At 47.4% G+C, this 25,010-nt stretch carries 23 protein-coding genes, 1 tRNA gene and 1 pseudogene; 8 read left to right on the forward strand and 17 right to left on the reverse strand.

Features of this window, described 5'->3' with window-relative positions; genetic code table 11:
* Positions 1–9: 9 nt before the first annotated feature.
* From LP107_RS01140 to LP107_RS01180, 9 genes are all read right to left on the reverse strand, one after another.
* Complete coding sequence (locus tag LP107_RS01140) at positions 10–1,503, reverse strand: YifB family Mg chelatase-like AAA ATPase (RefSeq protein ID WP_078273001.1); 1,494 nt, start codon at positions 1,501–1,503, stop codon at positions 10–12.
* Between the two features lie 3 nt (positions 1,504–1,506).
* Positions 1,507–1,863 carry a 5-carboxymethyl-2-hydroxymuconate Delta-isomerase gene (locus tag LP107_RS01145; protein ID WP_078273002.1) on the reverse strand — a complete coding sequence of 119 codons (357 nt, stop codon included), beginning with the start codon at positions 1,861–1,863 and terminating at the stop codon, positions 1,507–1,509.
* Positions 1,864–1,879: 16 nt separating this feature from the next.
* Positions 1,880–4,726 carry an RNA polymerase-associated protein RapA gene (gene rapA, locus LP107_RS01150; protein ID WP_078273003.1) on the reverse strand — a complete coding sequence of 949 codons (2,847 nt, stop codon included), beginning with the start codon at positions 4,724–4,726 and terminating at the stop codon, positions 1,880–1,882.
* Positions 4,727–4,990: 264 nt separating this feature from the next.
* Complete coding sequence (locus LP107_RS01155) at positions 4,991–5,257, reverse strand: Uma2 family endonuclease (protein ID WP_208624059.1); 267 nt, start codon at positions 5,255–5,257, stop codon at positions 4,991–4,993.
* Entirely contained in the window at positions 5,244–5,579 is a 336-nt protein-coding gene (locus tag LP107_RS01160; RefSeq protein ID WP_208624060.1) for a Uma2 family endonuclease, read from the reverse strand. Before LP107_RS01160 ends, LP107_RS01155 begins: the two co-directional genes overlap by 14 nt.
* Positions 5,580–5,660: 81 nt before the next feature.
* Positions 5,661–6,548 (reverse strand): LysR family transcriptional regulator, encoded by an 888-nt coding sequence (locus LP107_RS01165; RefSeq protein ID WP_078273004.1) that lies wholly within the window; start codon positions 6,546–6,548, stop codon positions 5,661–5,663.
* A 226-nt stretch (positions 6,549–6,774) separates the two neighbouring features.
* Entirely contained in the window at positions 6,775–7,611 is an 837-nt protein-coding gene (locus tag LP107_RS01170; protein WP_078273005.1) for a sulfite exporter TauE/SafE family protein, read from the reverse strand.
* Positions 7,608–7,820 carry a cbb3-type cytochrome oxidase assembly protein CcoS gene (gene ccoS / locus LP107_RS01175; RefSeq protein WP_036387736.1) on the reverse strand — a complete coding sequence of 71 codons (213 nt, stop codon included), beginning with the start codon at positions 7,818–7,820 and terminating at the stop codon, positions 7,608–7,610. Before ccoS ends, LP107_RS01170 begins: the two co-directional genes overlap by 4 nt.
* Positions 7,821–8,077: 257 nt before the next feature.
* Positions 8,078–8,989 (reverse strand): IS982 family transposase, encoded by a 912-nt coding sequence (locus LP107_RS01180; RefSeq protein WP_078275357.1) that lies wholly within the window; start codon positions 8,987–8,989, stop codon positions 8,078–8,080.
* A gap of 372 nt (positions 8,990–9,361) precedes the next feature.
* On the opposite strand from LP107_RS01180, the gene LP107_RS01185 reads away from it, so the two are divergent.
* The 5 genes and pseudogenes from LP107_RS01185 to LP107_RS01205 form a co-directional block, all read left to right on the forward strand.
* Positions 9,362–10,792, forward strand: a complete 1,431-nt coding sequence (locus LP107_RS01185; protein WP_264676009.1) for a C13 family peptidase — start codon at positions 9,362–9,364, stop codon at positions 10,790–10,792.
* A gap of 42 nt (positions 10,793–10,834) precedes the next feature.
* Positions 10,835–11,569: a pyridoxine 5'-phosphate synthase gene (locus tag LP107_RS01190; protein WP_264676008.1), complete on the forward strand. Its 735-nt coding sequence runs from the start codon at positions 10,835–10,837 to the stop codon at positions 11,567–11,569.
* A gap of 249 nt (positions 11,570–11,818) precedes the next feature.
* Positions 11,819–13,054, forward strand: a complete 1,236-nt coding sequence (locus tag LP107_RS01195) for an OmpA family protein (RefSeq protein WP_264676007.1) — start codon at positions 11,819–11,821, stop codon at positions 13,052–13,054.
* A 162-nt stretch (positions 13,055–13,216) separates the two neighbouring features.
* Positions 13,217–15,064 (forward strand): translational GTPase TypA, encoded by a 1,848-nt coding sequence (gene typA / locus LP107_RS01200; protein WP_112741741.1) that lies wholly within the window; start codon positions 13,217–13,219, stop codon positions 15,062–15,064.
* 139 nt (positions 15,065–15,203) lie between these two features.
* Positions 15,204–15,380 (forward strand): annotated as a pseudogene (locus LP107_RS01205) (MscL family protein); the annotation flags it as partial.
* A gap of 63 nt (positions 15,381–15,443) precedes the next feature.
* On the opposite strand, the gene rlmD reads toward LP107_RS01205, so the two are convergent.
* On the reverse strand, positions 15,444–16,865 hold the full coding sequence (gene rlmD / locus LP107_RS01210; protein WP_078273011.1) for a 23S rRNA (uracil(1939)-C(5))-methyltransferase RlmD: 1,422 nt from the start codon (positions 16,863–16,865) through the stop codon (positions 15,444–15,446).
* Between the two features lie 169 nt (positions 16,866–17,034).
* Here rlmD and LP107_RS01215 point away from each other — a divergent pair, with 169 nt between their 5' ends.
* The 3 genes from LP107_RS01215 (at position 17,035) to LP107_RS01225 (ending at position 17,853) form a co-directional block, all read left to right on the forward strand.
* Positions 17,035–17,184, forward strand: a complete 150-nt coding sequence (locus LP107_RS01215) for a hypothetical protein (protein ID WP_162860334.1) — start codon at positions 17,035–17,037, stop codon at positions 17,182–17,184.
* Positions 17,181–17,732, forward strand: a complete 552-nt coding sequence (locus LP107_RS01220; protein ID WP_112741743.1) for a hypothetical protein — start codon at positions 17,181–17,183, stop codon at positions 17,730–17,732. Before LP107_RS01215 ends, LP107_RS01220 begins: the two co-directional genes overlap by 4 nt.
* A gap of 36 nt (positions 17,733–17,768) precedes the next feature.
* Positions 17,769–17,853 (forward strand) — tRNA-Leu (locus LP107_RS01225).
* 392 nt (positions 17,854–18,245) lie between these two features.
* On the opposite strand, the gene nqrF is transcribed toward LP107_RS01225, so the two are convergent.
* The 7 genes from nqrF to LP107_RS01260 all read right to left on the reverse strand — a co-directional run bounded on the left by nqrF (position 18,246) and on the right by LP107_RS01260 (position 24,999).
* A complete protein-coding gene (gene nqrF / locus LP107_RS01230) occupies positions 18,246–19,478 on the reverse strand; it encodes an NADH:ubiquinone reductase (Na(+)-transporting) subunit F (RefSeq protein ID WP_112741744.1) in 1,233 nt (410 codons plus the stop codon).
* A 9-nt stretch (positions 19,479–19,487) separates the two neighbouring features.
* Positions 19,488–20,096 (reverse strand): NADH:ubiquinone reductase (Na(+)-transporting) subunit E, encoded by a 609-nt coding sequence (gene nqrE / locus LP107_RS01235; RefSeq protein ID WP_029103013.1) that lies wholly within the window; start codon positions 20,094–20,096, stop codon positions 19,488–19,490.
* Positions 20,096–20,755, reverse strand: a complete 660-nt coding sequence (locus LP107_RS01240; RefSeq protein WP_029103012.1) for an NADH:ubiquinone reductase (Na(+)-transporting) subunit D — start codon at positions 20,753–20,755, stop codon at positions 20,096–20,098. The genes nqrE and LP107_RS01240 overlap by 1 nt, the downstream gene beginning before the upstream one ends.
* 2 nt (positions 20,756–20,757) lie before the next feature.
* Complete coding sequence (locus tag LP107_RS01245; protein ID WP_078273014.1) at positions 20,758–21,564, reverse strand: Na(+)-translocating NADH-quinone reductase subunit C; 807 nt, start codon at positions 21,562–21,564, stop codon at positions 20,758–20,760.
* Positions 21,548–22,798 (reverse strand): NADH:ubiquinone reductase (Na(+)-transporting) subunit B, encoded by a 1,251-nt coding sequence (locus LP107_RS01250; RefSeq protein ID WP_078273015.1) that lies wholly within the window; start codon positions 22,796–22,798, stop codon positions 21,548–21,550. The genes LP107_RS01245 and LP107_RS01250 overlap by 17 nt, the downstream gene beginning before the upstream one ends.
* A gap of 3 nt (positions 22,799–22,801) precedes the next feature.
* A complete protein-coding gene (locus tag LP107_RS01255) occupies positions 22,802–24,142 on the reverse strand; it encodes a Na(+)-translocating NADH-quinone reductase subunit A (protein WP_078273016.1) in 1,341 nt (446 codons plus the stop codon).
* Between the two features lie 410 nt (positions 24,143–24,552).
* Positions 24,553–24,999, reverse strand: coding sequence for a hypothetical protein (locus LP107_RS01260; RefSeq protein WP_078273017.1), 447 nt, complete (start codon positions 24,997–24,999; stop codon positions 24,553–24,555).
* Positions 25,000–25,010: the final 11 nt, after the last annotated feature.

The raw sequence follows: 25,010 nt of genomic DNA on the forward strand, positions 1-25,010 counted from the left end.
AAAAAGAAGTTAGCGATAACTAAGTGCTTCCGCCAAATGAGCCATGCCCACCCTATCCGCCCCTGCCAGATCAGCAATGGTGCGAGCCACTCTTAGCACCCGATGATAGCTACGAGCGGAGAGATTGAGCCGTGATTGGGCGGTGGCTAGGAGCTGTTTTTCTGCCGTGCCAAGCGGTATGTAGGTATCAATCTCGCTTGGGGTCAGCTCGCTGTTGGCTTTGCCTTGACGGTCTAGGGCAATTTGGCGAGCCTTTGCCACACGTTCACGCACCACAGCAGACGGTTCGCCTTGTGGGGCGTTTTGTAGGTCGTCTATCGGCATGGCAGGGACGTGGATATGCAGGTCAATACGGTCAAGCAAGGGACCTGAGATTTTGTCCTGATAACGGCGGATTTGCTCAGGCGTACAGCGACAACGGTTAGACGGATCGCCATGATAGCCACACGGACACGGATTCATCGCCCCGATGAGCTGAAAATTGGCAGGATAATCCACCTGTGAGTTGGCACGACTTATCGTGATGGTTTTGGATTCTAACGGCTGTCGCATGACTTCGAGCGTTTTGCGGTCAAACTCGGGCAATTCATCAAGAAAAAGCACGCCTTGATGAGCAAGGCTAATCTCCCCTGGTTTGGGGCGTGATCCACCGCCCGACAACGCCACCGCACTCATGGTATGATGACAAGAGCGAAACGGACGTATACCAAATTCATAAGGCACGCCTGCCACTGAATAAATGCTTGCCACTTCTAGGGCTTCATCGTCAGTCAAGGGCGGTAAAATGCTCGGCAGACGGCTTGCCATGAGTGTTTTGCCCGAACCGGGCGAGCCTTTAAACAGCATAGAATGCCCACCTGTGGCACAAATCTCCAGCGCTCTACGGGCGTGGTGTTGCCCTTTGACATCGGACAAATCAAGCGGATAAGTCGCCACTGTTTTGGCGGTCGGTATGGCGGTTGGGGTAAGTTTGTCGTCTGCATGACCGCCATTGATAGCATTTAGATGACGGCAGACTTGGGCGAGATTCTCCGCTCCCAGCACGCAAATATCCGCCACTTGCACCGCTTCGGACGCATTGGCACTTGGCAGGATTAGCGTCCGCCCACCGCCTTTTAGGGTGCGAGCCACCGACAGTGAGCCTGTTACCCCACGCAAATCGCCATTTAGGGCAAGCTCGCCCACAAATTCAAAATTATCCAGCACCGTCTCATCAATCTGCCCACTTGCCGTCAAAATCCCAATGGCAATCGGCAAATCAAGCCTAGCCCCGTCTTTTGGCAGGTCAGCAGGGGCAAGGTTAATCGTGATACGGCGATTGGGAAAATCAAAACCACTGTTGATAATCGCCGAGCGGACACGGTCTTTACTTTCACGCACAGACGCTTCGGGCAAGCCGACCATGGTTAGGGCAGGCAAGCCTTGGGAGATATGGACTTCCACCGTAACAGGCGGTGCGGTCAGACCGATGACAGAACGGGTGTGGATTTGGGCGAAGGACATGGGTTATACAATCGCCTTTTGATAAACGCTGGACAATTCAGTCAAATTCACCGCATATTGCACGTTTTGGTAAGCCTTACCAATCTCGCTTTGTAATACGCTCATCACACGCCCGACCAAATCCGCCTTTATCTCATCACTGCGACCTGCCATAATCGCGAAATGTGCCACCACAAAATGCTCGCCGTCATCAAACGCCAGTCCGATAAGGCTGTCTGTGGCATGATATACACGACTTTTGATGTCTTTGGACTGGGCAAATTGACCGCTTTCAAATAGGGCAGTATTTAGCTTTAATAACAAATCAGCTTCATCGGCGATTTTTAGGTTTTTGGATAATTCTAGGGTAAGATGGGGCATAAAACTTCCTTTTGGATTAATCAGGTTTGACACAAATCAGTACACGAATGCTGTCAGGTACGAGCGATAGATTTGCCAATGCCGACAGTCCCTGCTCTTTCATCTCAATGAGAGTCTTTATTTCATCATCTCGCACGTTTGGATTGATGGCTTGTAGGCGTTGCAGTCGTCCTATCTCTTTATCCAGATGGTCGGCAAATTGGCTTTGGGCGGACGCACTGATGGCGGACAGCTCATCGGTTGCCTTAGTCTTGGCTAGGGCGGTGATGTTGCCGATGACTTCATGTCTTGCCTTGATGACTTGACGGGCTTTGGCTTTGTCTAGTCTGTCAATGATGGGCAGAAGTTTGTCGGGGGTTGCCACTTTGGTTAGGTCATTGCCATTTTCGGCAAGTAGCACACGGATGATTTGCCCTGAAAGATAGGCAGATAGATTTAGGTGTTTGGGAGCGATGGCTTCGACTCGAAAGTGGTTTTCGATGAGCATGAGACCCTGTGGCATGGCGGATGATTTTAATAGCACCACGCTGGTGTTGCCAAACGTGCCTGACTTGATGGACTCTAACACGCCCGTCATGAGCGGGTGTTCTAGGGTCATGTACGCCATGTCTTCACGGGTCAGGGCTTGGGTGCGGTCAAAAGTTAGGGCCATACCGTCTTCGTCAAGGGGCAGTCCCGAGATGTCCTGCACTTCGGTGCTGTCAATGGGATGAATGACCCACGAATCATCACGGCTAATACTATAATCGACGTTGAGTGCGTCCAGATAGCGGTCAAGAAATACTGGCAGTATCTGCGTGTTGTCCAGCTCATGCATGGCTTGCACGATACGTCCTGCCACGCTAGGACGGCATGAGTTATGTTCTAGCAGACGGTCTCGCCCTGCTTGTAGCTCTTCTTCGAGCTGTATACGCAGGGCGGTTGCGTCCGCCACCAGTTCGGCAAAGTCATTGGGCGTGCCTTGCCCTTCTAGTAGTGGTTTTAGGTCAGCGATGAAATGCTCTTGCACTGTTTGGGCGGTGGGACTGATGTGGTTAAAGATGTTTAGAGCATGGTCATACCAATGATATAGGCGTTCTTGGGCGGTGCCAACGACAAAAGGGACATGCAGGCGGATTTGGGCGATTTGTCCGATGCGGTCAAGTCGTCCGATACGTTGCTCCAAGGTGTCAGGGTTGGCAGGCAAATCAAACAACACCAAATCTTGGGCAAATTGAAAATTACGCCCCTCCGAGCCAATCTCGCTACACAGCAGTATCTGAGCCCCACTCGTGTCAGCAAAGTAGGCAGATGCTTGGTCACGCTCCAACAGGCTCATCTGCTCGGTAAAGATGGCGGTCTTAATGCCAGCGTGCAGACGTAACACCGCTTCTAAACTCTCAATGGTCGCCCCAGAGCGAGCGATGAACAGGACTTTGTTGTGTTTTAAGTCGTTTTTTAACAGCTCAATGAGCCACGGCACTCGGGGGTCAGCTTCTAGCCATGAGCCGTCGGGAAAGCTTTCTTCGCCCCACAGCTGTTCACGCAGTTTGCCATGGGTGTAAGGGGTGTTTTGCCACGCTGTCGGCAGGGGTAGTGGGTAGGCGATACTTGTACGTCCATAAAAACCCTGCACGCTGTCTCGGGTGTTTCTAAATAGTACACGTCCTGTGCCGTGGCGGTCTAGCAGTTCGTTGATGATGTGCTGGCGGAGTTTGTCATTGGTATTGATGTCGGCAATCTCGCTGACATCAAAGCCGAGCAGTCCTGCCACTGCCGTGATTTGCTTATCGGTCAGATCTTTGCCGTCTATCAGCAAAGTTGCCACCATTGCCACGTCCGCAAAGGCGTCTTGGGAGGCAATAAAATCATCCAAATCATCAAAGCGGTGCGGGTCAAGCAGTCGCAGGCGGGCAAAATGACTCTCCACGCCAAGCTGTTCTGGCGTGGCGGTCAGTAGTAACACCCCTGCGATGTGCTGGGCAAAATCTGCCACCAACTCGTATTTGTCATTACCGCCTTGTTCGCTGTCCCAATGCAGATGATGGGCTTCATCCACCACAAGCAAATCAAAGCCCGATGCATACGCCTGCTCATATAGGTCGTGATGGTCAAGCAACAAATCAATGCTGGCGATGATGAGCTGTTCGGTGCCAAACACGTTTTCATCAGGGTTATGTTCTTTGATGGATGCTGTCCGTACTAGGTCAAAAATGGCAAAATCTAAGTTAAATCGGCGTTTTAACTCTATCATCCACTGATACTGTAAGCTGTCAGGGACAAGGATAAGCACCCGATTGGCTCGCCCTGTGATGAGCTGTTGATGAACGATAAGCCCTGCTTCTATCGTCTTGCCCAGCCCCACTTCATCTGCCAGTAGTACTCGGGGGGCTAGGCGTTTGCCGACTTCGTGGGCGATGTAGAGCTGATGGTTAATGATGTCCACTCTTGCCCCGATGAGTCCACGAAGCGGATGACGGGTGAGCATGGCGTTGAGTTTCAGGGCGTCTTGACGGACTTCATAATGCTCATTATGCTCAATGCGTCCTGCCAGCAGTCGCTCCAAGGGCTTGGCGAGCGTGATGTTTGCCGACAGGCGAGTCTCCATGAGACTTTTGCCACAGGTCAGATGATAACGCATGACATCGGCTATCTCTTCACAGCTTGCCACCACGAACTCTTGCCCGTCTTGGTCAAAAATGGTGTCGCCACTGCCAAAGACCACCCGTGACAGTTGAGCGGACGCTTTGGCATACACTCGTTTTTCTTCGCTTTGGGGGAATAAGATGTGAACACAGCGGTCGTCCACTTCGATGACCACGCCCAATCCCAAATTACTCTCAGAATCGGACAAATAACGCTGACCAATGGCAAATACGCTCATAAAAATTTAACGCTCGGTAAAGATGTGATGAATTTATGTTTATGGGGGCAATCCCCATTTTATAAAGGCAAATTGATTATTTTAAGTGAAATGGGTAGGATTTTGCAATAAAAATTTGTTGTGGGTGGGGTGGGGTAAATAGGGTAAATGATGGTTGTCCTATTTTTAGGCGTGGTTTGACAGGGTTAAGTTTGATGGGGCTAAATGTGGCAAGATTAAAATAGAAAGATTTTATTTGACAAGGCAAAATAAAATAAAAACTGCCTAGGATAAATCAAATACCTTATCCACATTAAACGCCAATCCATCAAAAATAACCGAATGGGCGACTTGGTTCTCGCCTTGTACATAAAGACGTTCGCCCACATAACTGCCATCTTTTAACACATAAATCAAAATCGTGCGTGCTTTGCTGTCCACTATCCAATATTCACGCACACCTGCTTCTTGATATAGATCAAATTTTATGCTCATCTCTTTTTTTGAGTTGCTTGGCGATAGAATTTCCACAACCAAATCAGGGGCTCCCACACACCCTTTTATCATCCAGTTTTGACAAATCACACACCACACACAAATCAGGCTGAACCACCGTCTCAATCTCGGGGCTATCGCCTGTTAGCCGTACATCAAAAGGGGCAAAATAAACCCGACACGGCTGTTTGTCAAAATAATCACCAAGCACACGGCTTAGATTCCATGCAATGTCTTGATGAAAGCGAGTAGGGGCAAGACTCATGGCGATGATTTTGCCTTTGATGAGTTCAATTTTTTCTTTTAGTTGCCATGTCAAATAATCGGCATAAGTATAGCGATGATTAAGATTAAGCTCGGACAGGCTAGTGATGGTCATGACAGCTCCTAATGGTCGCCTAGGGGTCAGTAAGATTAGCATAACACGCCCAAAGCGTGACTGCAAGGTTTTACTGTCCGATTACTGCTTTTTAATCCCTTCAAGTAACCCCAAAAACCCCTTCACATACGCCATATCCATACTACTTGCACGCACCCCTGCATACAGCTGACAATGCACCCCCGCCCCGAGCGGACGTGTTACCACCCAGCCTTTTTTCTCATATTCGCTCGCCACCCAGTCGGGCAGTGCCGATACACCCCGCTCGCTTGCCACCAGCTGAATGAGCATGGCGGTAAGCTCGGTCGTGCGAATATGTTTGGGGGTAACGCTATTTGGCTCTAAAAATTTGGCAATGACATCAAGGCGAGTCTGCTCCACAGGATAGGTGATGAGTGTCTCGTCCGCTAGGTCGGTAGGAGTTATCACGCTATGGCTTGCCAAGCGGTGCGTGGGTGACATCACAAGGCGACTTTCGTAGGTAAACAGTGGCTCATAATGGATACCGTCTATCGGCAAATCGCTTGCCGTGATGAGTAGGTCAATGTCGCCGTCTAGGAGCATTTGGTGTGGTTCGGGTTCAAAGCCAGAGGCAAAATCCAACTCCACATCGCTATACTCGTTACGATAGACATTTAAAATCGGCATGAGCCAATCAAAACAGCTATGGCACTCGCTTGCCAGTCTTAGTTGCCCTGCTTGTCCGTGTGCCAAACGCCTTATGTCGGCTTTGGTGCGAGCGACTTGCGGTAGGACATTATCGGCAAGCTGCAAAACCAAGCGACCTGCTGGCGTAAAGGTTACAGGGCGAGTACGGCGATTGACCAGCGTAATGTCATAATAGCTTTCTAGTTCTTTTAATTGATGAGAAATGGCGGATGCGGTCAAATTAAGCTCATCGGCAGTCATGGCAAGCGAACCGAGACGGTCAAGGGCAGAGAGCATTTGCAAATGGCGGATTTCTAGCATGGCGGTTTTGGGTTAAAATTTTTCATTATTTTATCATAAAATCAAAAATTTTTCAGGTTAAAAAGGTTGGTAATGAGAATAAGTAGTGATTGATAATGGGATGTGGTTTGTTGTACGCCCAATGAATTTGATATTTGCCATAGGTTTTGGGGGTTGGCTTTGCGTGTCCATAGAAACATCCGCCCAATCATATCAAAGCCCCATGACGGGGCTTTGATGATGGTATTTAATGATGATGGTCATGGCTGTGCTGATGCCCATGGTCATGATGATGTTTATGCCCTGCATGAGTGTCTTGGCTCATTTGATGATTGTGTTCGTGGTGGTGTTCACCGTGTGCATGACCATGATTGCCATGCCCGCCATGATGATGACCGTGCATGAGATGCATGATGGTGGGCGAGAGCATGACAGACAGTCCCGAGATGAGCATAACAGCTCCACTAAATTTACGCAGGTTAAAGGCTTTAACCTTCTGTTGTAGCCATGACAGTGCCGCCCCCGTCATGATAAGCATGGGCAACGTACCAACCCCAAAGGCGAGCATGAACAGCACGCCCATGATGGGTTCATGCCCTGCCGCCGCCACACTCATCGCCATGACCAGTGCCCCATAGACCAGACCGCAGGGAAGTAGCCCCCACAGCAGACCCGCTCCCAAAGCCTTAGGCAAGCTGTCCATGGGCAGTACCTTCTGGCGGACAGGGGCAAGGCGATTCCACAGACCCAGTCCCACTTTTTCAAGGCGATTTAAAAATGGCACGCCAAGCATGAGTAGGGCGGCAAACACAATCGCCAGACCCAGCACGATACGGGGCAGGGCGTTATCGGTCATGAGCGGAGCAAGCACGCTCTCGCCAATGAGAGTGGCAATGAGCCCAAGAGCCATATAGCTCATCAAACGTCCTGTATGATAGGTTGCGATAAGCATTCCACGCTTTTGGGGGCTTAGGTTTTTCATCGAAATGCCAAAAGCAGTCACAATGCCCCCACACATGCCCATGCAGTGTGGCGACCCCAAAAAGCCCATGGCAAGGGCGGGTACTAATAGAGCGATACTCATGCGTTATCCTTGTGGTGTTGGTTATTTTGGTTTGCCTGGCGAGCGTGATTTAGGGTGTCACGTCGGGCTTGACGGTCGTCTAAGATGATTTGGTCGGGGGCGTTGTCCAAGTCTTCAAACTGGTTGGATTTGACCGCATACACAATCGCCCAAATCGCCACAACGAACAACATAAGACTTAGTGGAATGAGCAGGTAGATACTGACCATGTCATCTCTTTTATAAAAGGTGTTAAAGGTAGAAAGGTGTAAATCCACTCTTGGTTAATGGCGTATTTATTGATAAATTTGGACAAAGGGAAAATGCCCCAGTGCCAACCAATCAACACAAACCAAAATAGGGGTAATATTCTAACATATTTATCCGCTTTGGCGGTTAAGTTTTTTAAAAATCCACAAAAAATTTATGGTTTTAGGGCGTGCCTGCCTTTGGTATTTACGATGAAAAACAAGATTTAACCCCACTCTCAACTTAAAATCATCTCAAACCTTAAGGGTGGATTGCCAAGTTGTTTGTTGATTTGTACACAAAGACTGTGAGCTAAGAGTTTTCTAATAAAACGGTTGGACAGATGCCACAAGTCTCTTGCCTTGGTGGTTTGAACATTAAATCTTTGTGATAATTGAGAGATGACGGTTTCAATGGTTTTTCTTGTTCGTTTAAGATAAGACACAAAACCTTGACCTCTATCCTCTTTCATATTATCCCTAAGAGGTGTTTGTAGATCAACCCCCAACTTAGCAAGTTCCTCTTGTAATGCTTTGGATAAATAACCCTTATCCCCAAAGACCAAACTGGCTTGCCCTCCTTGCAAGGACTGTGTCAACTCAAACACTACCTGTCTGTCATCTGTATTGGCAGGTGTTAATGTGTAAGCAATCACTTGACCGTCTTGGTTTGTGAGTAAATGGGCTTTAAACCCAAAGTAGTGTTCGCTCTTACTGGCACAATAACCAAAGCTCCCAACCCCCTTAAAAGATTTGTGTCTTTTTGCTCTTTGATAGACACAGACAGGCAAAGGAAAGCTGTCAATCAAATAAGGCTTAGTGGGACGGCTGTCTTGATTGTCAAGAATACACAAAGAGCCAAGTACCTTCATCATTTTGTCTTTAACCCAAACCAAGTTGGCACAGTGTTTGGCAAAGTTTGGGTATGAGCCTAATTTGGGGAAATAGTGTTGATAGCAGTTTTTAAAGTAAGCCCAAATCTCCTTGTCAGTGTCAAAACCTAAACTTTCACCCACAAGCTCCATGGTGATGATTTCTGTGTCAGACAAGGCAGGCAAAAAGCCTTTGCTTCTTAGAGGTTTGGTTACAATATTTTGATACAAAGCCTCTACCAAAAGATAGACAACAATGATAAAATCATCATACGACATAGCCTACTCCTCGACTGTTTTGTGGTGAAACATTGGATTGGGCTATGTTGTTTTTATTTCAAGCACCCTGCTTGTTGTGGTGTGTTAGTTGAGAGTGGGGTAGATTTAGCCATTTTTCATGCAAAAATCAATTGAAATTGTCAAACTTTCATCTTATTTTATAAAAATGTTATCAATGGCAGGCACGCCCTAGATAAACATCACTTTTTCTTAAAAATAGATGAAGTTAATTTAATAAGTAGACATCAATAATCTTAGTATTTACAAACAGCCATGCACCAAATTTTTATAAAACCACTTGCCACAACCGTAAATTTTTGCGAAAATAAGCCAATTTAACCTTTTGTTTTACACCTGATAAAGAGTCGCCATTTGTCACTAGAATCCCTAAAAATCCAATCCCTACCAAGATTTTCTCTAAACTTTGCCGCCAACATCGTCGCTGCCTTGTGGATGTTGGTGGGGTCGGTGCGTGCCTTTAATTGGGTCAAGCCCACGTTTGGGCAGTTTGCTCTGTTTGCTCTGTTGGCGTTGGCGGTCAATATCTTATTGGCGTGGCTGACGGCAAATTTTGGTAGCGACTTTAACGAGCAGGGGCTGATTAGCTACTTGATTTGGCCGACCATCATGCTCATTGCAGGGATTTTGCTTGCCAAGCGTACGCTTAACTACTCACTGCTGTTTGTGCCTGTGATTTTGTGGCTAGTGGCAGATACGCTACTGATTTTGGTGCAAAGTGGCATGCAGTTTTTGAGCTTGCAAAACTGGCTACCAAATTGGATGTATCGCATTTTGCCCGATTTGTTCGTGGCACTGTTTGTGTGGCAGACGGCGGCACTACTGTTGATTTTCGCCAAGCGTTTGCACTGGCAGTGGTGGGAGCGAGTCATCATGATGATAGGGGCGATTGCCCTGTTGGTGGTGTGGCAAAAAAACGTGGCAGACCAACCCATTTTTAAGGTAAAAAACCAAAACCCGACCATCAGCGAGACTGCCTTTTATGCCCAGCCGATGATTTTGGCAGACCATTTGGCGAACATTGAAAAGTCTGAGACGGGCGAGACCGACTGGTACTTTATGGGTGTGGCAGGATATAGCGAGTTGGATGTCTTTACCAATGAGATAGAGCAGGCAAAACAGCTGTTTGATGTGCGTTTTGGCACAAAGGGCAAATCAATTGCACTCATCAATAACCCAAACACATGGCAGTCTGACCCCATCGCCACTAAGACCAGTATTCACGAGACGCTCCAAACCATCGGCAAACAGATGAATGCCGATGAAGACGTGCTGTTTTTAACGTTAAGCTCACACGGGGCGGTGGATGAGAGCGGTCAGATTTTGGGGGATTTGGTGCTGGATAATCCGCCACTGGATTTGGACGACATTGACCCTGTGTGGCTCAAAGAGACGCTTGACGCATCGGGCATTCGTTGGCGGGTGATTGTCGTCTCATCGTGCTACTCGGGTGCGTTTATTGAGAGTTTGGCATCACCGACCACGCTCATCATCACCGCATCGGCTGCCGATAGAGCGTCTTTTGGGTGTAGTTATAACGCCGATTTGAGTTATTTTGGGCGGGCGTTTTTTGCCGAAGGCTTGCGTGGCGATAAAAACACTTTTGATAATGCCTACGCCTACACCAAAAAGCGGGTGGGCGAGCTAGAAGCACTCATGGGTTTTACGCCATCACAGCCACAGATGTATGTCGGTAGTCTCATGAAAACGGCACTGCCCGAGCTTGAGCAAACGCTTTTTGACAACAGCCAAGAGCCGACCATGCCAGTAGATGGCAAACCTTAACAATAGCAAGCCCTAATACATGCGACATATTAAGGAAAAACCATGAAAACTCCCCGACTTGGTGTCAATATTGACCACATTGCCACACTCCGTAACGCTCGTGGCGTGGATTATCCGTGTCCTGTCAAAGGGGCGGTGGTGTGTGAGCAAGCAGGGGCGGACGGCATTACCCTGCATTTGCGTGAAGACCGCCGTCATATCAAGGACGCTGACGTCTATGCCATGAAAAAAGCGATTGGTATTCCGATGAACCTAGAAATGGCGGTAACGGACGAGATGCTTGCCATTGCCTGCGATGTTCGCCCCCAGTGGGTGTGTCTTGTCCCCGAAAAACGCCAAGAGGTGACGACCGAAGGCGGGCTTGATGTCATGAATAATGACAAATTACCTAGCTTTATCAAAGACTTACAAAATGTCGGTATCAAAGTATCGCTTTTTATAGACCCTGATACCGCCCAGATTGACAGAGCGATAGAGCTTGGGGCAGATGCCATTGAGATTCACACAGGGGCGTATGCCGAGCGTTGCCTTGAAAATAACCAAGACAAAATCGCCCATGAGCTAGACCGTGTCAAAAAAGGCGTAGCATTTGCTTTGTCTAAACACCCGAGCTTTTTGGTAAACGCAGGACATGGACTGACAGTGGATAATGTCGCCCCCATTGCCCAAATTGACGGCATTCATGAATTAAACATCGGGCATAGTATCATTGCTGATAGCGTGTTTGTGGGGCTGGATAAAGCGGTAAAAAACATGAGACAAGCATTCTCTGATTAATCGTTATTGCCATTTATCGCTAAAAACCCCTATTTTATTGTAAAAGTTGGCAACTTTTATGTAATAAACTGTATTTTTTATCAAAAAAAGGTTGTCAAATTCTTATTTTGCCGTTAAGCTATCTCCATCTGTCAGAAAGCTGAATTATTTTTGTAATTTGTATTGAAAAATATTTCCGCTTAATGTTAGAATAGACAGTGATAGTCTAAGTGTGTTTGACTTTATCAAAACCATCCTTTGGAGGAATTTATGAAACTTAATAAAATCGCTTTGGCATTGGTTACCGCTACTGCTACCGTCGCATCTGCTGGCGTGACTGTAACCCCACTAGTTGGTTACCAATATCAAGACGAAGCTCACAAAAAGCAACGTGAGATTTTCAAGGTTGAAGGTGTAGACTTTAATCCTAATAAAGCAGGTGAGCAAAATGGTGTTGCTCTTGAAAGTGACCTGTATACTGGCGTAGCCCTAGGTGTGGAACTTACCCCATCTACTCAATTCCAAGTAGAATATGGCGTAACTGATACTGATGCGAGAGCTTCAAAAGCTTCTGCCAATGCTCATCCTAGAAACGTATTTGATGCCAAAGAAGAAATCATCTCTGGTAACTTCCTAATCGGCACTGAGCAATTCTCAGGCTACACTAACAATAAGTTCAAGCCTTATGTGCTTATCGGTGCAGGTCAAGCTAAATATAAAGTAGAAAGCCGTGAACAACTTCGTGATGGTACTCCAGCTGGCATAGAAGTATCTGAGTCAAAAGACACCATCGGTAACCTAGGTCTAGGTGCTCGTTACCTAATCAACGACGCTCTAGCTCTACGTGGCGAAGCTCGTGCCGTTCACAACTTTGACAACGCATGGTGGGAAGGTCAAGCCCTAGCAGGTCTTGAAGTGACTCTAGGTGGTCGTTTGGCACCTACCGTACCTGTGGCACCTATTCATGAGCCAGTGGTTCAACCTGTACAAGTACAAGTTGTTGAAGAGCAGTTCATCGACAGTGATGGTGATGGTGTTGCTGACCATCTAGACCTATGCCCAAATACTCCACGCAACGTTGTGGTTGATGCTAATGGTTGCCCAGTTGAGACTGCGGTACAAGAAGACCTACGCATGGAACTTCGTGTATTCTTTGACCGTGACAAGTCAAACATCAAACCACAGTTCCGTGAAGAGGTTGCTAAAGTTGCTGACAAGATGCGTGAGTTCCCGAACGCAACTGCTGCCATCGAAGGTCACGCTTCTAAAGACAGCAAGCGTTCAAGTGCTAAGTACAACCAACGCCTATCTGAAGCTCGTGCAAACGCTGTGAAGTCTATGCTATCTAACGAGTTCGGTATCGCTCCTAACCGTATCTCTGCGGTAGGTTATGGCTTTGACCGTCCTGTAGCACCTAACGACACTGCTGAAAACAAAGCACTTAACCGCCGTGTTTATGCAGTTATCCAAGGTAACAAGGTAACTAACGTTGTAGAAACCAAATAATCTTCTGATTATTCAAAAACCATCCAAAGTAATTTGGGTGGTTTTTTATTTTCTAAAACTTGGCATTTTATATTATTATTGGTCAAATCCATGCTATAATAGACAGCTTTTGTGTAAGTTCTTAATCTGCACCCCTATTTTTATTTAAAATTTTGAGATTTTATGTCAAACAATATCCAACATCTACGCAATATTGCCATTATTGCCCACGTTGACCACGGTAAAACAACCTTGGTTGATAAACTTTTACAACAATCAGGCGCCTTGGGCGAGCGAGCGGGCGAGATTGAACGAGTCATGGACTCAAACGCCCTAGAAAGTGAGCGTGGTATTACCATTCTTGCCAAAAACACCGCCATCAAATGGATGGACAAACGCACCAACACCGAATACCGCATTAACATCGTGGACACCCCCGGACACGCCGACTTTGGTGGTGAGGTGGAGCGTGTGTTATCTATGGTGGACTGTGTGCTACTGCTTGTAGATAGCCAAGAAGGCCCCATGCCACAGACTCGCTTTGTTACCCAAAAGGCGTTTGCCCGTGGTTTAAAGCCGATTGTGATTATCAACAAAATTGATAAACCTGCTGCCCGTGCCGATTGGGTGATCGACCAAGTGTTTGATTTGTTTGATAATCTAGGCGGTACAGACGAACAGCTTGATTTTCCCATCGTTTATGCCTCAGGCATTAACGGCATTGCAGGGCTGTCGCCTGATGAGCTTGCTCCTGACATGACACCATTGTTTGAGATCATTGTGGACATCGTTGAACCACCAAAAGTGGACGTGGACGGTGCATTCCAAATGCAAATTTCAAGCCTTGACTATAACAGCTTTGTGGGTGTGATTGGTGTGGGGCGTATTCAACGTGGCTCTATCAAGACCAACACGCCTGTGGTGGTCGTGGATAAAGACGGCAACAAGCGTAACGGTCGTATCCTAAAAATCATGGGTTATCATGGACTTGAACGTGTGGACGTGGAGTCTGCCCAAGCTGGCGACATCGTCTGCGTGACAGGTATTGACAATCTTAACATCTCGGACACCATTTGCGACCCCAAAGAAGTCGAGGCTTTGCCGGCATTGTCAGTAGATGAACCGACTGTATCGATGACGTTCCAAGTCAATGACAGCCCATTTGCAGGGCGTGAGGGTAAATTTGTCACGTCTCGTAACATTCGTGAACGCCTAGACCGTGAGTTGATTCACAACGTTGCCTTGCGTGTTGAGGATACCGACAGCCCAGACCGCTTTAAGGTGTCGGGTCGTGGTGAGCTACATTTATCTGTCTTGATTGAGAACATGAGACGTGAGGGCTTTGAGCTTGGCGTGTCTCGTCCGGAGGTTATCATCAAAGAGATTGATGGCGTGATGTGTGAGCCGTACGAGAACGTAACTTTTGATGTAGAAGAGCAACATCAAGGGGCGGTCATGGAACAGATGGGCAACCGCAAAGGCGAACTGACCAACATGGAGGTGGATGGTAAAGGTCGTATCCGTATCGAGGCGACCGTGCCATCTCGTGGGCTTATCGGTTTTCGCTCGGAGTTCTTGACCATGACATCTGGTACAGGTATCATGACATCAAGTTTTAGCCATTATGGTGAGATGAAAGAGGGTGCGGTTGCCAAACGTCAAAATGGTGTGCTGATTTCTATGGTAACAGGTACTTGCCTAGGTTATGCTTTGTTTAGCTTGCAGGAGCGTGGGCGACTGTTTGCCAAACCACAGCTTGAAGTCTATGAAGGCATGATTGTGGGTATCAACTCTCGTGGTGATGACATGGTGGTAAACCCAACCAAAGCCAAACAGCTCACCAATATCCGTGCGTCAGGTTCGGACGATGCCATTATTTTGACCCCTGCGTTGGAGTACAGCTTGGAGCAGGCACTTGAATTTATTGAAGATGATGAGCTTGTGGAAGTTACGCCAAAATCTATTCGTATCCGCAAAAAGTATCTGACCGAAAATGACCGTAAGCGTTTTGGTCGCAAAAAGGATGCTTAATTGACAAAAATGATGTCATTATTTAAATATTCTGGTAGTAGTCTAAAAAGTATGTCAAACTAGGTTTTCCGTTCGCCCTGAGCTATGCCTACGGGTAGGAAAACCGTTAGGTTTCCCAAGCTCACCACGAACGGTTTTCTTTGTAGCATACTTTTTGAACCAGAGCCACTTTATCATTTTGGCGTTCATTGTATTTATGCTAATCAAAGGCATGAACAAAATGCGTAGACAAGCCGAAGCAGAGCCAGAAGCTCCTGCCGAACCATCAGAAGAAGTATTGCTACTGCGTGAGATTAGCCAAAAGCTAAGCAAATAATTAGCATGTACCACATCCAAAACCCATCATCTGATAGATGATGGGTTTGTTATTTTAATGGGTTTAGACCTCCTTTTCAAACCGCACAATACTCTCAACATGCCCCGTATGACAAAACATATCCATGACCCCTGCATGAGTCACCCGATAGCCCTGCTCGGCAAGGCGGACGCTATCTCGGGCGAGCGTGGCAGGGTCGCATGAGACATAGACGATACGGCGGGCGTTAAATCGCCCCAGATAATCCATAACCTCCCACGCCCCTGTGCGTGGCGGGTCGATGAGTAGGGCATCCACCTGTCCTACCCACGGTTCGCCTGAAAAATCTTGGGTCAAGTTTTGGGTAAAAAATTCGGTGTTGGTAAGTCCATTGTCTTTGGCATTCATCTTAGCACGCATGACCATATCACGACCACCCTCCACGCCAATGACTTTGCCCGTATCTCCCACGCATTTGGCAAGAGTCAGCGAAAAGTTACCCAGCCCACAAAACAAATCCAGCACCCGCTCGCCTTGTTTTAAATCAAGGAGCCGACAGGCGAGATTTACCATTTGCCGATTGACGGATAAATTAACCTGCGTAAAGTCTGTAGGGCTACTTTGTAAGGTCAAATTAAATTCAGGCAAATGATAAAACAGTCCGCCTGTCGGGGGTGTGGTGTGGCTCATGGGTAGTATCGCCTTGTCGGTGCTGTCAATGCGATAAATGCTATCTACCCCTTTGAGCTGTAAATAGATTTGCCAATTTACCAATTTGCCAAAATGGATAAGTTTGGCGGTGTCAGCTTTGTTGATTGGCTTGGTGTGGCGGACGATAAGAGCCACGCTTGGCAAATCGCCCACTTCTTTGCCTGCATTCTCGCCCACAGCAATTTCTAGGTGGGTAATACTTTCCTTGACTTTTAGCGTTTTTAAAAGGCGTTTTAAGTCATCTAATTTATCGCCCACACGCTGATCCAAAATCGGACAAGTGTCAATGTCTGTCAAAAAATTGCTTGCCCGCTCACGAAAGCCCACAATGAGCCTGCCTGTCTTGGGTAGATAACGCACGCCCAGACGAGCTTTGGTGCGATAATGCGTTCTGTCGCCCACGATTGGCGGTAGCCACGTGGCAGGGGTAATGCCTGATTTGGTAAGGTGGTTTTGTAGGACAGACTGTTTGTGCCGAATCTGCTCGTCCACGTCAAAATGTTGCAGGGTGCAACCGCCACACACCCCAAAATGCGGACAAATGGGAGCGGTGCGGTGAGGGCTTGGGGTTAGCACGCCCGAGCAGTCGGCTTCATCATAGCTTTTTTTGGATTTGGTAAGATGTACCGTTACCGTCTCAGTGGGCAGGGCGTGGCTTATGAAGACTTTTTTGCCCGATTTGTCGCCATGCGTGTCGTCATAGGTTGCGATGCCACGTCCGTCATGGGTTAGGGCGGTGATGTGTAGGGTGATGGGCGTTTGGGTTTGCTCGAATTTGGTTAAATGGTGGGTCATGATTGCCTATTTTGTTGGGTATCATAAAAAGGGCATTATATCATTATTGTGGGTGGGCATTGGTATTTTTAGTGTTTGGCATCATAATAATCAAATTCTTTTGATGTTTTGAAAAATAAACATCATCAAAGTCAAATATGCCCATGCCAAACCATTTATTAGGAAAATTATGTGCCAGTTATGTAACATCAACCTCTTTGTCATTCATGACGCCCTAGTCGATGAGCATGACAATACCAAGCCGTCTGCTGATGAAAAAAGCGATAATGAGAATCCCGACAGCGAGCAGGCTTACCCTGTATCAGGCGGTGCGTTGTGATTTTTGCCAGTCATGAGCCGTTTTTGCAGTCCAAGGCTCAGATGCTCATCATGCCCGTTAGTACAGACGGTAACATTGTCCACCCTGTCATTGCACGGTGCAAAGGCTTGTATGCTGACAACTACGAGCATTACCAAAAAAAGGCAATCGGGGGCGAGCTGTCGCTGGGCGATGCGATGGTGTTTCGCATCTCTAAGCAGACCACGGGGCTTGGCGTGCAGATGGGTGGGGCGGAGTATGTCGGTAGTCTTGTTATCCAAAAATTCCCCGAACAGCCCATCAGCGTGCGAATGCTCAAACACTCCCTGACTGCCCTAAAACCACACGTTTATGAACTCATGCGATATAAAGGGCTAAGGCGTGTGGCGATACTGGGGTCGGCTCTGCTTGTCAAGAACGCCACCGCCCAAGAGGGCAGTACGGTAGAATGGCTCACCGCCGAGCATATCATGAACGTGTGCCAAGACGTGTTAGGGGACGTGCCAAAACTTACCGTCGAAGTGCATTTTGGGCGAAATATACCTCTATCTTTTGCAAAAAATGCTTGAAAATGGCGATGGCTTCGGCTATAATGCACACCACTTGCGAACGTGGTGGAATTGGTAGACACGCTATCTTGAGGGGGTAGTGCTTCACGGCGTGAGGGTTCAAGTCCCTCCGTTCGCACCAAATATTCCTTTAAAAATCAAAGGCTTAGTCTGTATAATAGGGCTAAGCCTTTTTTGTAGTTAAAATTGGGTTGTAAGGCTTTATTTGCAAGGGGTTGAGTGTACTCATGCAAATGTAGCATGACAAAGGTGAATTTGCAAGCAGTGACCACACAAAGCAAGAAAACAAGATTCTTAATTTCTATAATACGACTAAACTCCATTTATCTTTAAGTCAGAAAGATGAGATTACAGGAAAAACTTTGACTTTTACGCCTTATGAGTAGAAATTTATTTTAGACAAAGCGTAAATAACTCTTGAGTTTCTTACAGCCTTAATGAGTTGTCATTATTATTTATCATTTACCAAAAAATCCGCCCCATGCAGAGCGGATTTTTTGCCAAGGTTGGTGATTAACCACCAAAGTCATCAAGCAAGATGTTTTCATCTTCTACACCCAAGTCTTTGAGCATTTTGATGACGGCGGCGTTCATGACAGGAGGCCCACACATGTAGAATTCACAGTCTTCTGGGGCAGGGTGGTCTTTTAGGTAGTTTTCATACAGAACGTTGTGAATAAAGCCTGTATAGCCTTCCCAGTTATCCTCAGGTTGTGGGTCGGATAGGGCGACATGCCATTCAAAGTTGTCAAACTCAGCGGCCAGACCGTCATAATCTTCAACATAGAACATTTCACGCTTACTTCTGGCACCGTACCAAAAGCTGATTTTGCGGTCGGATTTTAGGCGTTTTAGTTGGTCAAAAATGTGCGAACGCATCGGTGCCATACCTGCACCGCCCCCAATGAATACCATTTCGGCCTCGGTGTCTTTGGCAAAGAACTCACCATAAGGGCCAGATACGGTAATTTTATCCCCTGGTTTTAGGCTAAACACATACGATGACATTTTACCGGGAGGAATGCCTTCTGGACCTCGTGGCGGTGGGCTTGCGATACGAATGTTAAACTTGATGATGCCTTTTTCTTCGGGATAGTTTGCCATAGAGTAGGCACGAATCACAGGCTCATCAACCTTGGACGTATAACGCCATAGGTTAAAGTTGTCCCAGTCTTCGTGGTATTCTTTGGCAATGTCAAAGTCCTTATAATGCACTTCGTGCGGTGGGGCTTCTAGCTGTACATAGCCACCTGCACGGAAAGGTACGACTTCGCCCTCTGGGATTTTCAGGGTAAGCTCTTTAATGAATGTTGCCACGTTATCATTAGAGATAACCTCACATTCCCATTTTTTAACATCAAAAAATTCAGGGTCAATCTCGATTTTCATGTCTTGCTTGACGGCAACTTGACACGCCAAACGCATACCCTCACGAATCTCGCCTTGGGTAAAATGACCTTCTTCGGTAGGTAGGATAGAACCGCCACCGTCCAATACTTTACAACGACATTGACCGCAAGTACCACCGCCGCCACAGGCTGACGACAAGAAAATGCCTTCGCCTGCAAGGGTCTGCAAGAGCTTGCCACCTGCGGCGGTTGTTACGTTGTTGTCGGGATTGTCGTTAATGTTAATTGTTACCTTGCCTGAGCTGACAAGGCGTGAGCGTGCCACCAAGATGACCACCACCAAACCCATGATGATGGCGGTAAACATGATGACACCACTGATTGCTGTACCAAACATGGTTTCTCCTTATAAGCTCATACCGCCGAATGACATAAAGCCAAGCGACATCAGTCCGACAGTGATGAAGGTAATGCCAAGACCACGAAGGGGGGCGGGTACGTCTGAGTATTTGAGCTTCTCACGAAGTCCTGCCAATGCCGTAATCGCCAATGCCCAACCAAAGCCAGAACCCACGCCATAGACGATAGATTCACCAAAGTTGTAATCACGTTCTACCATAAATAGCACGCCACCCATGATCGCACAGTTTACCGTGATAAGTGGCAAGAATACGCCTAGGGCGTTGTAGAGTGCTGGCATGAATTTGTCCAAAAACATCTCTAAGATTTGGACGGTTGCCGCAATCAGAGCGATGTAGCTAAGTAGTCCCAAGAAAGACAGATCGGTATTTGGCATGCCTGCCCACGCCAATGCCCCGTCTTTTAGTAGGAATTGGTAAAGCAGGTTGTTTAGCGGAACAGTAACCGCCATAACCACAACGACCGCAACGCCCAGACCGATGGCGGTTGAGACCTTTTTGGAGACAGCGATGAACGTACACATACCCAAGAAAAAGGCAAGAGCCATGTTTTCAATGAATACGGACGTGATGAATAAACTGATATAGTGTCCCATTAGTGTGCCCCTCCCTTAGAATTTGGTGCGATGACAAACTCCGCAGGTTCTTGTTGCTCAGGTTTCCAGTAACGCACAATGGCGATGAACAGAGCGATGACAAAGAACGATGACGGTGGCAACAACAGCAAGCCATTTGGGATATACCAACCGCCGTCTGTGGCTTTTTCTAAAAGCTGAATGCCAAACCAGCTACCGTTACCGATGATTTCACGGATACTTGCCACAAAAATCAGTACGGTTGAGTAGCCCAAGCCGTTGCCAATACCGTCAATAAAACTTGGGATTGGTGGGTTGCTCATGGCGTAGGCTTCGGCACGACCCATAACGATACAGTTGGTGATGATAAGACCGATGAACGCACCTAACGATTTGGCGGTGTCATAGGCGACTGCTTTTAGGATTTGCTCAACCACAATAACTAATGACGCAATCACGACCATTTGTACGATAATACGAATCGATGACGGGATATTGTTACGAATGATTGAGATAAAAAAGCTAGAAAATGCCGTAACGAGCGTGAGTGCAATACACATGACAAGGGCGTTTTGCACGCTCGTGGTAACCGCCAATGCCGAACAAATACCAAGGATTTGCAGGGCAATGGGGTTGTTATTAAAAATCGGCGTGGTTAAAATCTTTTTGGTATCCGCCATGATTATGCTCCTTTACCGCCAGCTGTGCCAGCTTTTAGGTTGTCTAAAAACGGCTGATAACCGTCTTTGCCCAGCCAAAACTGAATCATGTTATGCACGCCACGACCTGTTAGGGTGGCACCACTAATGCCATCTACTTCGGTAGGTTTGGCAGTGCCTGCTTTGGCAACACCCATGATGACCTCACCGTTATCGTTGTGAACTTTTTTGTCCAACCATTGGGCACGCCAAGGCTCTTCGGTGATACGAGAACCCAGACCGGGGGTTTCTTTGTGCTGGTAGAAGTTTACGCCTTTAATGGTGTTAAAGTCCTTATCAAGGGTAAGCAGTCCATAGATTTGACCCCATAGACCCGCCCCATGAAAAGGCAGAACGAGCGTCTCAATCTCACCACTGGCGTTTTTGGCGACATAGGCTTTACCGAATTTTGGCTTGCCACCAATGGCAGCAATGTCGTTTTCAAGTGGTGTGCTAAGGCTTGGGGTGCGAGCCGCTTTGGCAATGTCATAGTTTGCCACGTCTGTGATGCCTGCACTTTGGGCTTCTTCTTCGGTGGCAAATTTGCCGGTTTCTAGATTGACAAGATGAACTTCAAACTCTTTAAAGCGTTCTGCCACCACCGCATTTGACTCAGTATTTGGGTCAAATTTACCTGCGGCGATAAGGACGTTTTTGTTAAAATCTAGGGTGCTGTTGGCAGTTTGCTTGGGTTTTAGACCCACCGCAACGGCTGACACCATGACCGAACAGACAAGGCACAGCACCAAAGCGGTTACAAGGGTTGTAACGTTACTATTTTTGGCTGACATGAGCTAGTCTCCGTGCTGTTTGACGTTTGATGTTGGCTTGTTTGACAAAGTAGTCAAATAGCGGTGCAAATAGGTTGGCAAACAAAATGGCAAGCATGATACCTTCTGGGAAAGCAGGGTTTACCACACGAATGGCAACCGTCATAAAGCCGATGAGCAAGCCATAGCACCAGCGACCTGTGTTGGTGTGGGCGGCTGATACTGGGTCTGTTGCCATAAAGACTGCACCAAACATAAAGCCACCTATGACCAAATGCCAATGGGGGGCAAGGCTCATCATTGGGTTGGTCTCAGAACCAATCATATTAAAGATAAAGGCAGTTACCACAAGACCGATGACCGCCCCTGCAATCACACGCCAGCTGGCAATTTTGGTGTACATGAGTACCGCACCACCGATAAGAATGGCAAGGGTTGAGACTTCGCCGATAGAGCCTTGCATGTTGCCCAAAAAGGCTTGACCCCAAGAGATGGTCTGACCATAAGCGTCTGCAAAAGCATTAGACGGCACACCTGCGGCAGCTTGACCTAGGGGAGTTGCACCGCTATAACCGTCCACGTTGTTTAAGCCTTTAACAGCCGTCCACACCGCATCGCCTGACATATAGGCAGGGTAGGCAAAGTACAAGAACGCACGACCTGCCAAGGCGGGGTTAAGAAAGTTCTTGCCCGTACCACCAAAGACTTCTTTTGCCACGACCACACCAAAGCTGATGCCTAGGGCAACTTGCCAAAGCGGAATGTCAGGCGGTAGCGATAGGGCAAATAGGACAGACGTAACGAAAAAGCCTTCGTTTACTTCGTGTCCACGCACCACGGCAAAGATAATCTCCCACAAGATACCGACCGCAAAGGTGACGATATAAATGGGCAAAAACTGCATCGCCCCATAAACCACACAAGCAAGGATGCTATTTGGGTCATAGCCGACCATGCCTGTAATGGCAGTACGCCAGCCTGTTGGGACAATGCCAAAATGCTGTATGGCACTCAAGGCCTGAAAGCCGACATTGTACATCCCCCAAAACATGGCAGGGAAAGTACAGAGCCACACGGTAATCATCATCCGTTTTAGGTCGATACCATCACGGACGTGGGAGGCGCTGTATGTTTGTGAGCTTGGCTGACGAAAAAATGTGTCAAACATCTCAAAAACAGCATAGTATTTTTCGTATTTACCGCCTTTGGCAAAGGACGGCTCCATACGGTCAAAGATATTGTGAATAAATTTCATCGTTTAGCCTTCCTGCTCAATACGGGTCAAGTTATCACGCAAAATATCGCCAAACTCATATTTACCAGGCGATACAAAGGTGCAAAGCGCCAAGTCTTCTTCGTCAAGCTCTAGTGCACCAAGCTCCACCGCTTCGACGATGTCGCCTACGATGAGCGAGCGAAGTAGCTGAGTGGGTAGGTAGTCTTGGGGCATGACGGTTTCAAACGAACCGATTGGCACCATGGCACGGGGTGAGCCGTTGGTACTTGTGGTAAAGGCGTATTTTTTGCCTTTAAAAAATTGAGAAATATAAATCGGTAGCGTTGAAAAACGGTTGGCACCTAAGGTAAAAAAGTGCATGGCAGGGCGTTCACGACCTTCGACCAGCACCGAGACTTGATTGTGAAAACGTCCAAGATACGCCACCGCACCGCTTGCCTTACGACCTGACAGCACCGACCCTGAGATGATACGGTTGTCATCGCCATTTAGCTCGCCATGGGTTAAGGCGTTCAAATCCGCCCCACGAGTGGTTTTGATAAGGCGTGGGTTTTTGACGACCGTACCAGCTAGGCTAATGGTGCGTTCGGTGTGAATCTTACCTGTGGTAAAGAGCTTACCAATGGCAATCACGTCTTGATAACCGATTGTCCACACGGTTACGCCACGAGCTAAGGGGTGCAAAAAGTGAATGTGCGTGCCTGCGTTGCCAGCAGGGTGAACGCCGTCAAAACCGTGATATTCAACACTGCCTGCAATATTGGTGGCTTTGGTTGGGGCGGTTTTGCCATGACAAACAAGCGTTTTTGGCGATAGGGTAGAGATGACGGCAAGACCACTGTTAAAATCATCAATATTGGCATTGATGATATCGGCAGGGTCAGCACTTAAGGGGTTAGTGTCGGTTGCGGTAACAAAAATCGCTGACGGCGTGCTGTCAAGTTCAGGGGTACGGCTAAAAGGACGGGTACGAAACGCTGTCCATTCGCCAGCGTCATTGAGCTGTGATATCACTTCTTCACGAGATAGCTTGGCAAGGCTGTCTTTGGCGTGGGTTTTAAAGCCAATCTCATCGCCTTGGGCAACTTCAATGACGAGGCTCTCAAACACACGTCGCTCGCCACGGTTGATGGCGATGACCTTACCTGAGACGGGGGCGGTGTATTTGACCCCCAGACGCTTTTTGTCTTCAAACACCACCTGTCCTTTGGCGACCGTATCGCCTTCCTTGACGTGCATGGTCGGACGCATACCGATATAATCATAACCGATAAGGGCGACATGAGTAGGTGTGTGTTCGCTAATTTCTTTGGTTGGCTCGCCTGTGATAGGCAAATCCAACCCCTTTTTTATGGTAATCATAAGCGGATACTCACTCTGAGTGAAATGACCATGCCAGACTCCTGTTGGTACACACGAGAGCTTTAACGCTGACCTTAAACTCCTTAACAACACGTTAATGCTTGTAGTTACAGTGGCGACTGGCTACCTGTTTTGATGAACGTTTAGGGCGTGTTAATTAAAATTTAGATGAATAAGACTTGACAAATCTCTGTCCATGACCGTAACTCATCACGTTTAACACGTCCTAACAATCGTTCTCTTGCCCAAATTAGGCATGAAGATTCTATCTATTATACGCTAAACTTTGATAAATTTACAGAAATTTTTGAGAAATATTAAGTGTAAATGGTTGATTGTCATGATTATGTCAAAAAGATATGAGACAAGATGGGGCGTAATTTTACAAATGATAATTGTTTATAAAAATATCACCCAAAACGGAAAAACGCCCCATTGATGACAAATGCCACGCTCCACACGCAGATAAGTAGCACGTGAAATCCCATGACTTTTAATGTATTGGCGGTATGCGTGCCATTTTCTAGCTTTTTAACTACCCGAAAACGGGCGTGCAAGGCGGTGAGTATCGTCAAGATAAGCCATGTTAATTTACCATGCACAAGGGCGGTCAGCATGCCCATGTTTTGCCCCCAAAGTGATGGGGGTAGTAGGGTTGTTAGCATATAAAAGCCTGTTATCACTTGCACGGCAAGGGCGGTCATGCCCAAGGGTTCATAGCTTTTTTCAAAGGCTAAAAATCCTGCCACGTCATTGTGGCGGATAAAATTAGGCATTAGGCGGATAAGCAGGTATAAATGCCCACCCACCCAAATGCTGGCTCCAAATAAATGTACAATCAAGGCAATTTTATACATGGTTTTTTCCA

The sequence above is a fragment of the Moraxella bovis genome (assembly GCF_025985205.1).
GTDB classification, from domain to species: Bacteria; Pseudomonadota; Gammaproteobacteria; order Pseudomonadales; family Moraxellaceae; genus Moraxella; species Moraxella bovis.

Coding starts and splice junctions, on each gene's coding strand:
- LP107_RS01140 (WP_078273001.1), bottom strand. CDS start 1,503: ATGTCCTTCGCCCAAATCCACACCCGTTCTGTCATCGGTCTGACCGCA.
- rlmD (WP_078273011.1), bottom strand. CDS start 16,865: ATGACCCACCATTTAACCAAATTCGAGCAAACCCAAACGCCCATCACC.
- LP107_RS01190 (WP_264676008.1), top strand. CDS start 10,835: ATGAAAACTCCCCGACTTGGTGTCAATATTGACCACATTGCCACACTC.
- nqrE (WP_029103013.1), bottom strand. CDS start 20,096: ATGGGACACTATATCAGTTTATTCATCACGTCCGTATTCATTGAAAAC.
- LP107_RS01145 (WP_078273002.1), bottom strand. CDS start 1,863: ATGCCCCATCTTACCCTAGAATTATCCAAAAACCTAAAAATCGCCGAT.
- LP107_RS01170 (WP_078273005.1), bottom strand. CDS start 7,611: ATGAGTATCGCTCTATTAGTACCCGCCCTTGCCATGGGCTTTTTGGGG.
- LP107_RS01160 (WP_208624060.1), bottom strand. CDS start 5,579: ATGACCATCACTAGCCTGTCCGAGCTTAATCTTAATCATCGCTATACT.
- LP107_RS01165 (WP_078273004.1), bottom strand. CDS start 6,548: ATGCTAGAAATCCGCCATTTGCAAATGCTCTCTGCCCTTGACCGTCTC.
- LP107_RS01215 (WP_162860334.1), top strand. CDS start 17,035: ATGTGCCAGTTATGTAACATCAACCTCTTTGTCATTCATGACGCCCTA.
- LP107_RS01250 (WP_078273015.1), bottom strand. CDS start 22,798: ATGAAATTTATTCACAATATCTTTGACCGTATGGAGCCGTCCTTTGCC.
- LP107_RS01255 (WP_078273016.1), bottom strand. CDS start 24,142: ATGATTACCATAAAAAAGGGGTTGGATTTGCCTATCACAGGCGAGCCA.
- ccoS (WP_036387736.1), bottom strand. CDS start 7,820: ATGGTCAGTATCTACCTGCTCATTCCACTAAGTCTTATGTTGTTCGTT.
- LP107_RS01180 (WP_078275357.1), bottom strand. CDS start 8,989: ATGTCGTATGATGATTTTATCATTGTTGTCTATCTTTTGGTAGAGGCT.
- LP107_RS01240 (WP_029103012.1), bottom strand. CDS start 20,755: ATGGCGGATACCAAAAAGATTTTAACCACGCCGATTTTTAATAACAAC.
- LP107_RS01195 (WP_264676007.1), top strand. CDS start 11,819: ATGAAACTTAATAAAATCGCTTTGGCATTGGTTACCGCTACTGCTACC.
- typA (WP_112741741.1), top strand. CDS start 13,217: ATGTCAAACAATATCCAACATCTACGCAATATTGCCATTATTGCCCAC.
- LP107_RS01260 (WP_078273017.1), bottom strand. CDS start 24,999: ATGTATAAAATTGCCTTGATTGTACATTTATTTGGAGCCAGCATTTGG.
- rapA (WP_078273003.1), bottom strand. CDS start 4,726: ATGAGCGTATTTGCCATTGGTCAGCGTTATTTGTCCGATTCTGAGAGT.
- nqrF (WP_112741744.1), bottom strand. CDS start 19,478: ATGTTTGGTACAGCAATCAGTGGTGTCATCATGTTTACCGCCATCATC.
- LP107_RS01245 (WP_078273014.1), bottom strand. CDS start 21,564: ATGTCAGCCAAAAATAGTAACGTTACAACCCTTGTAACCGCTTTGGTG.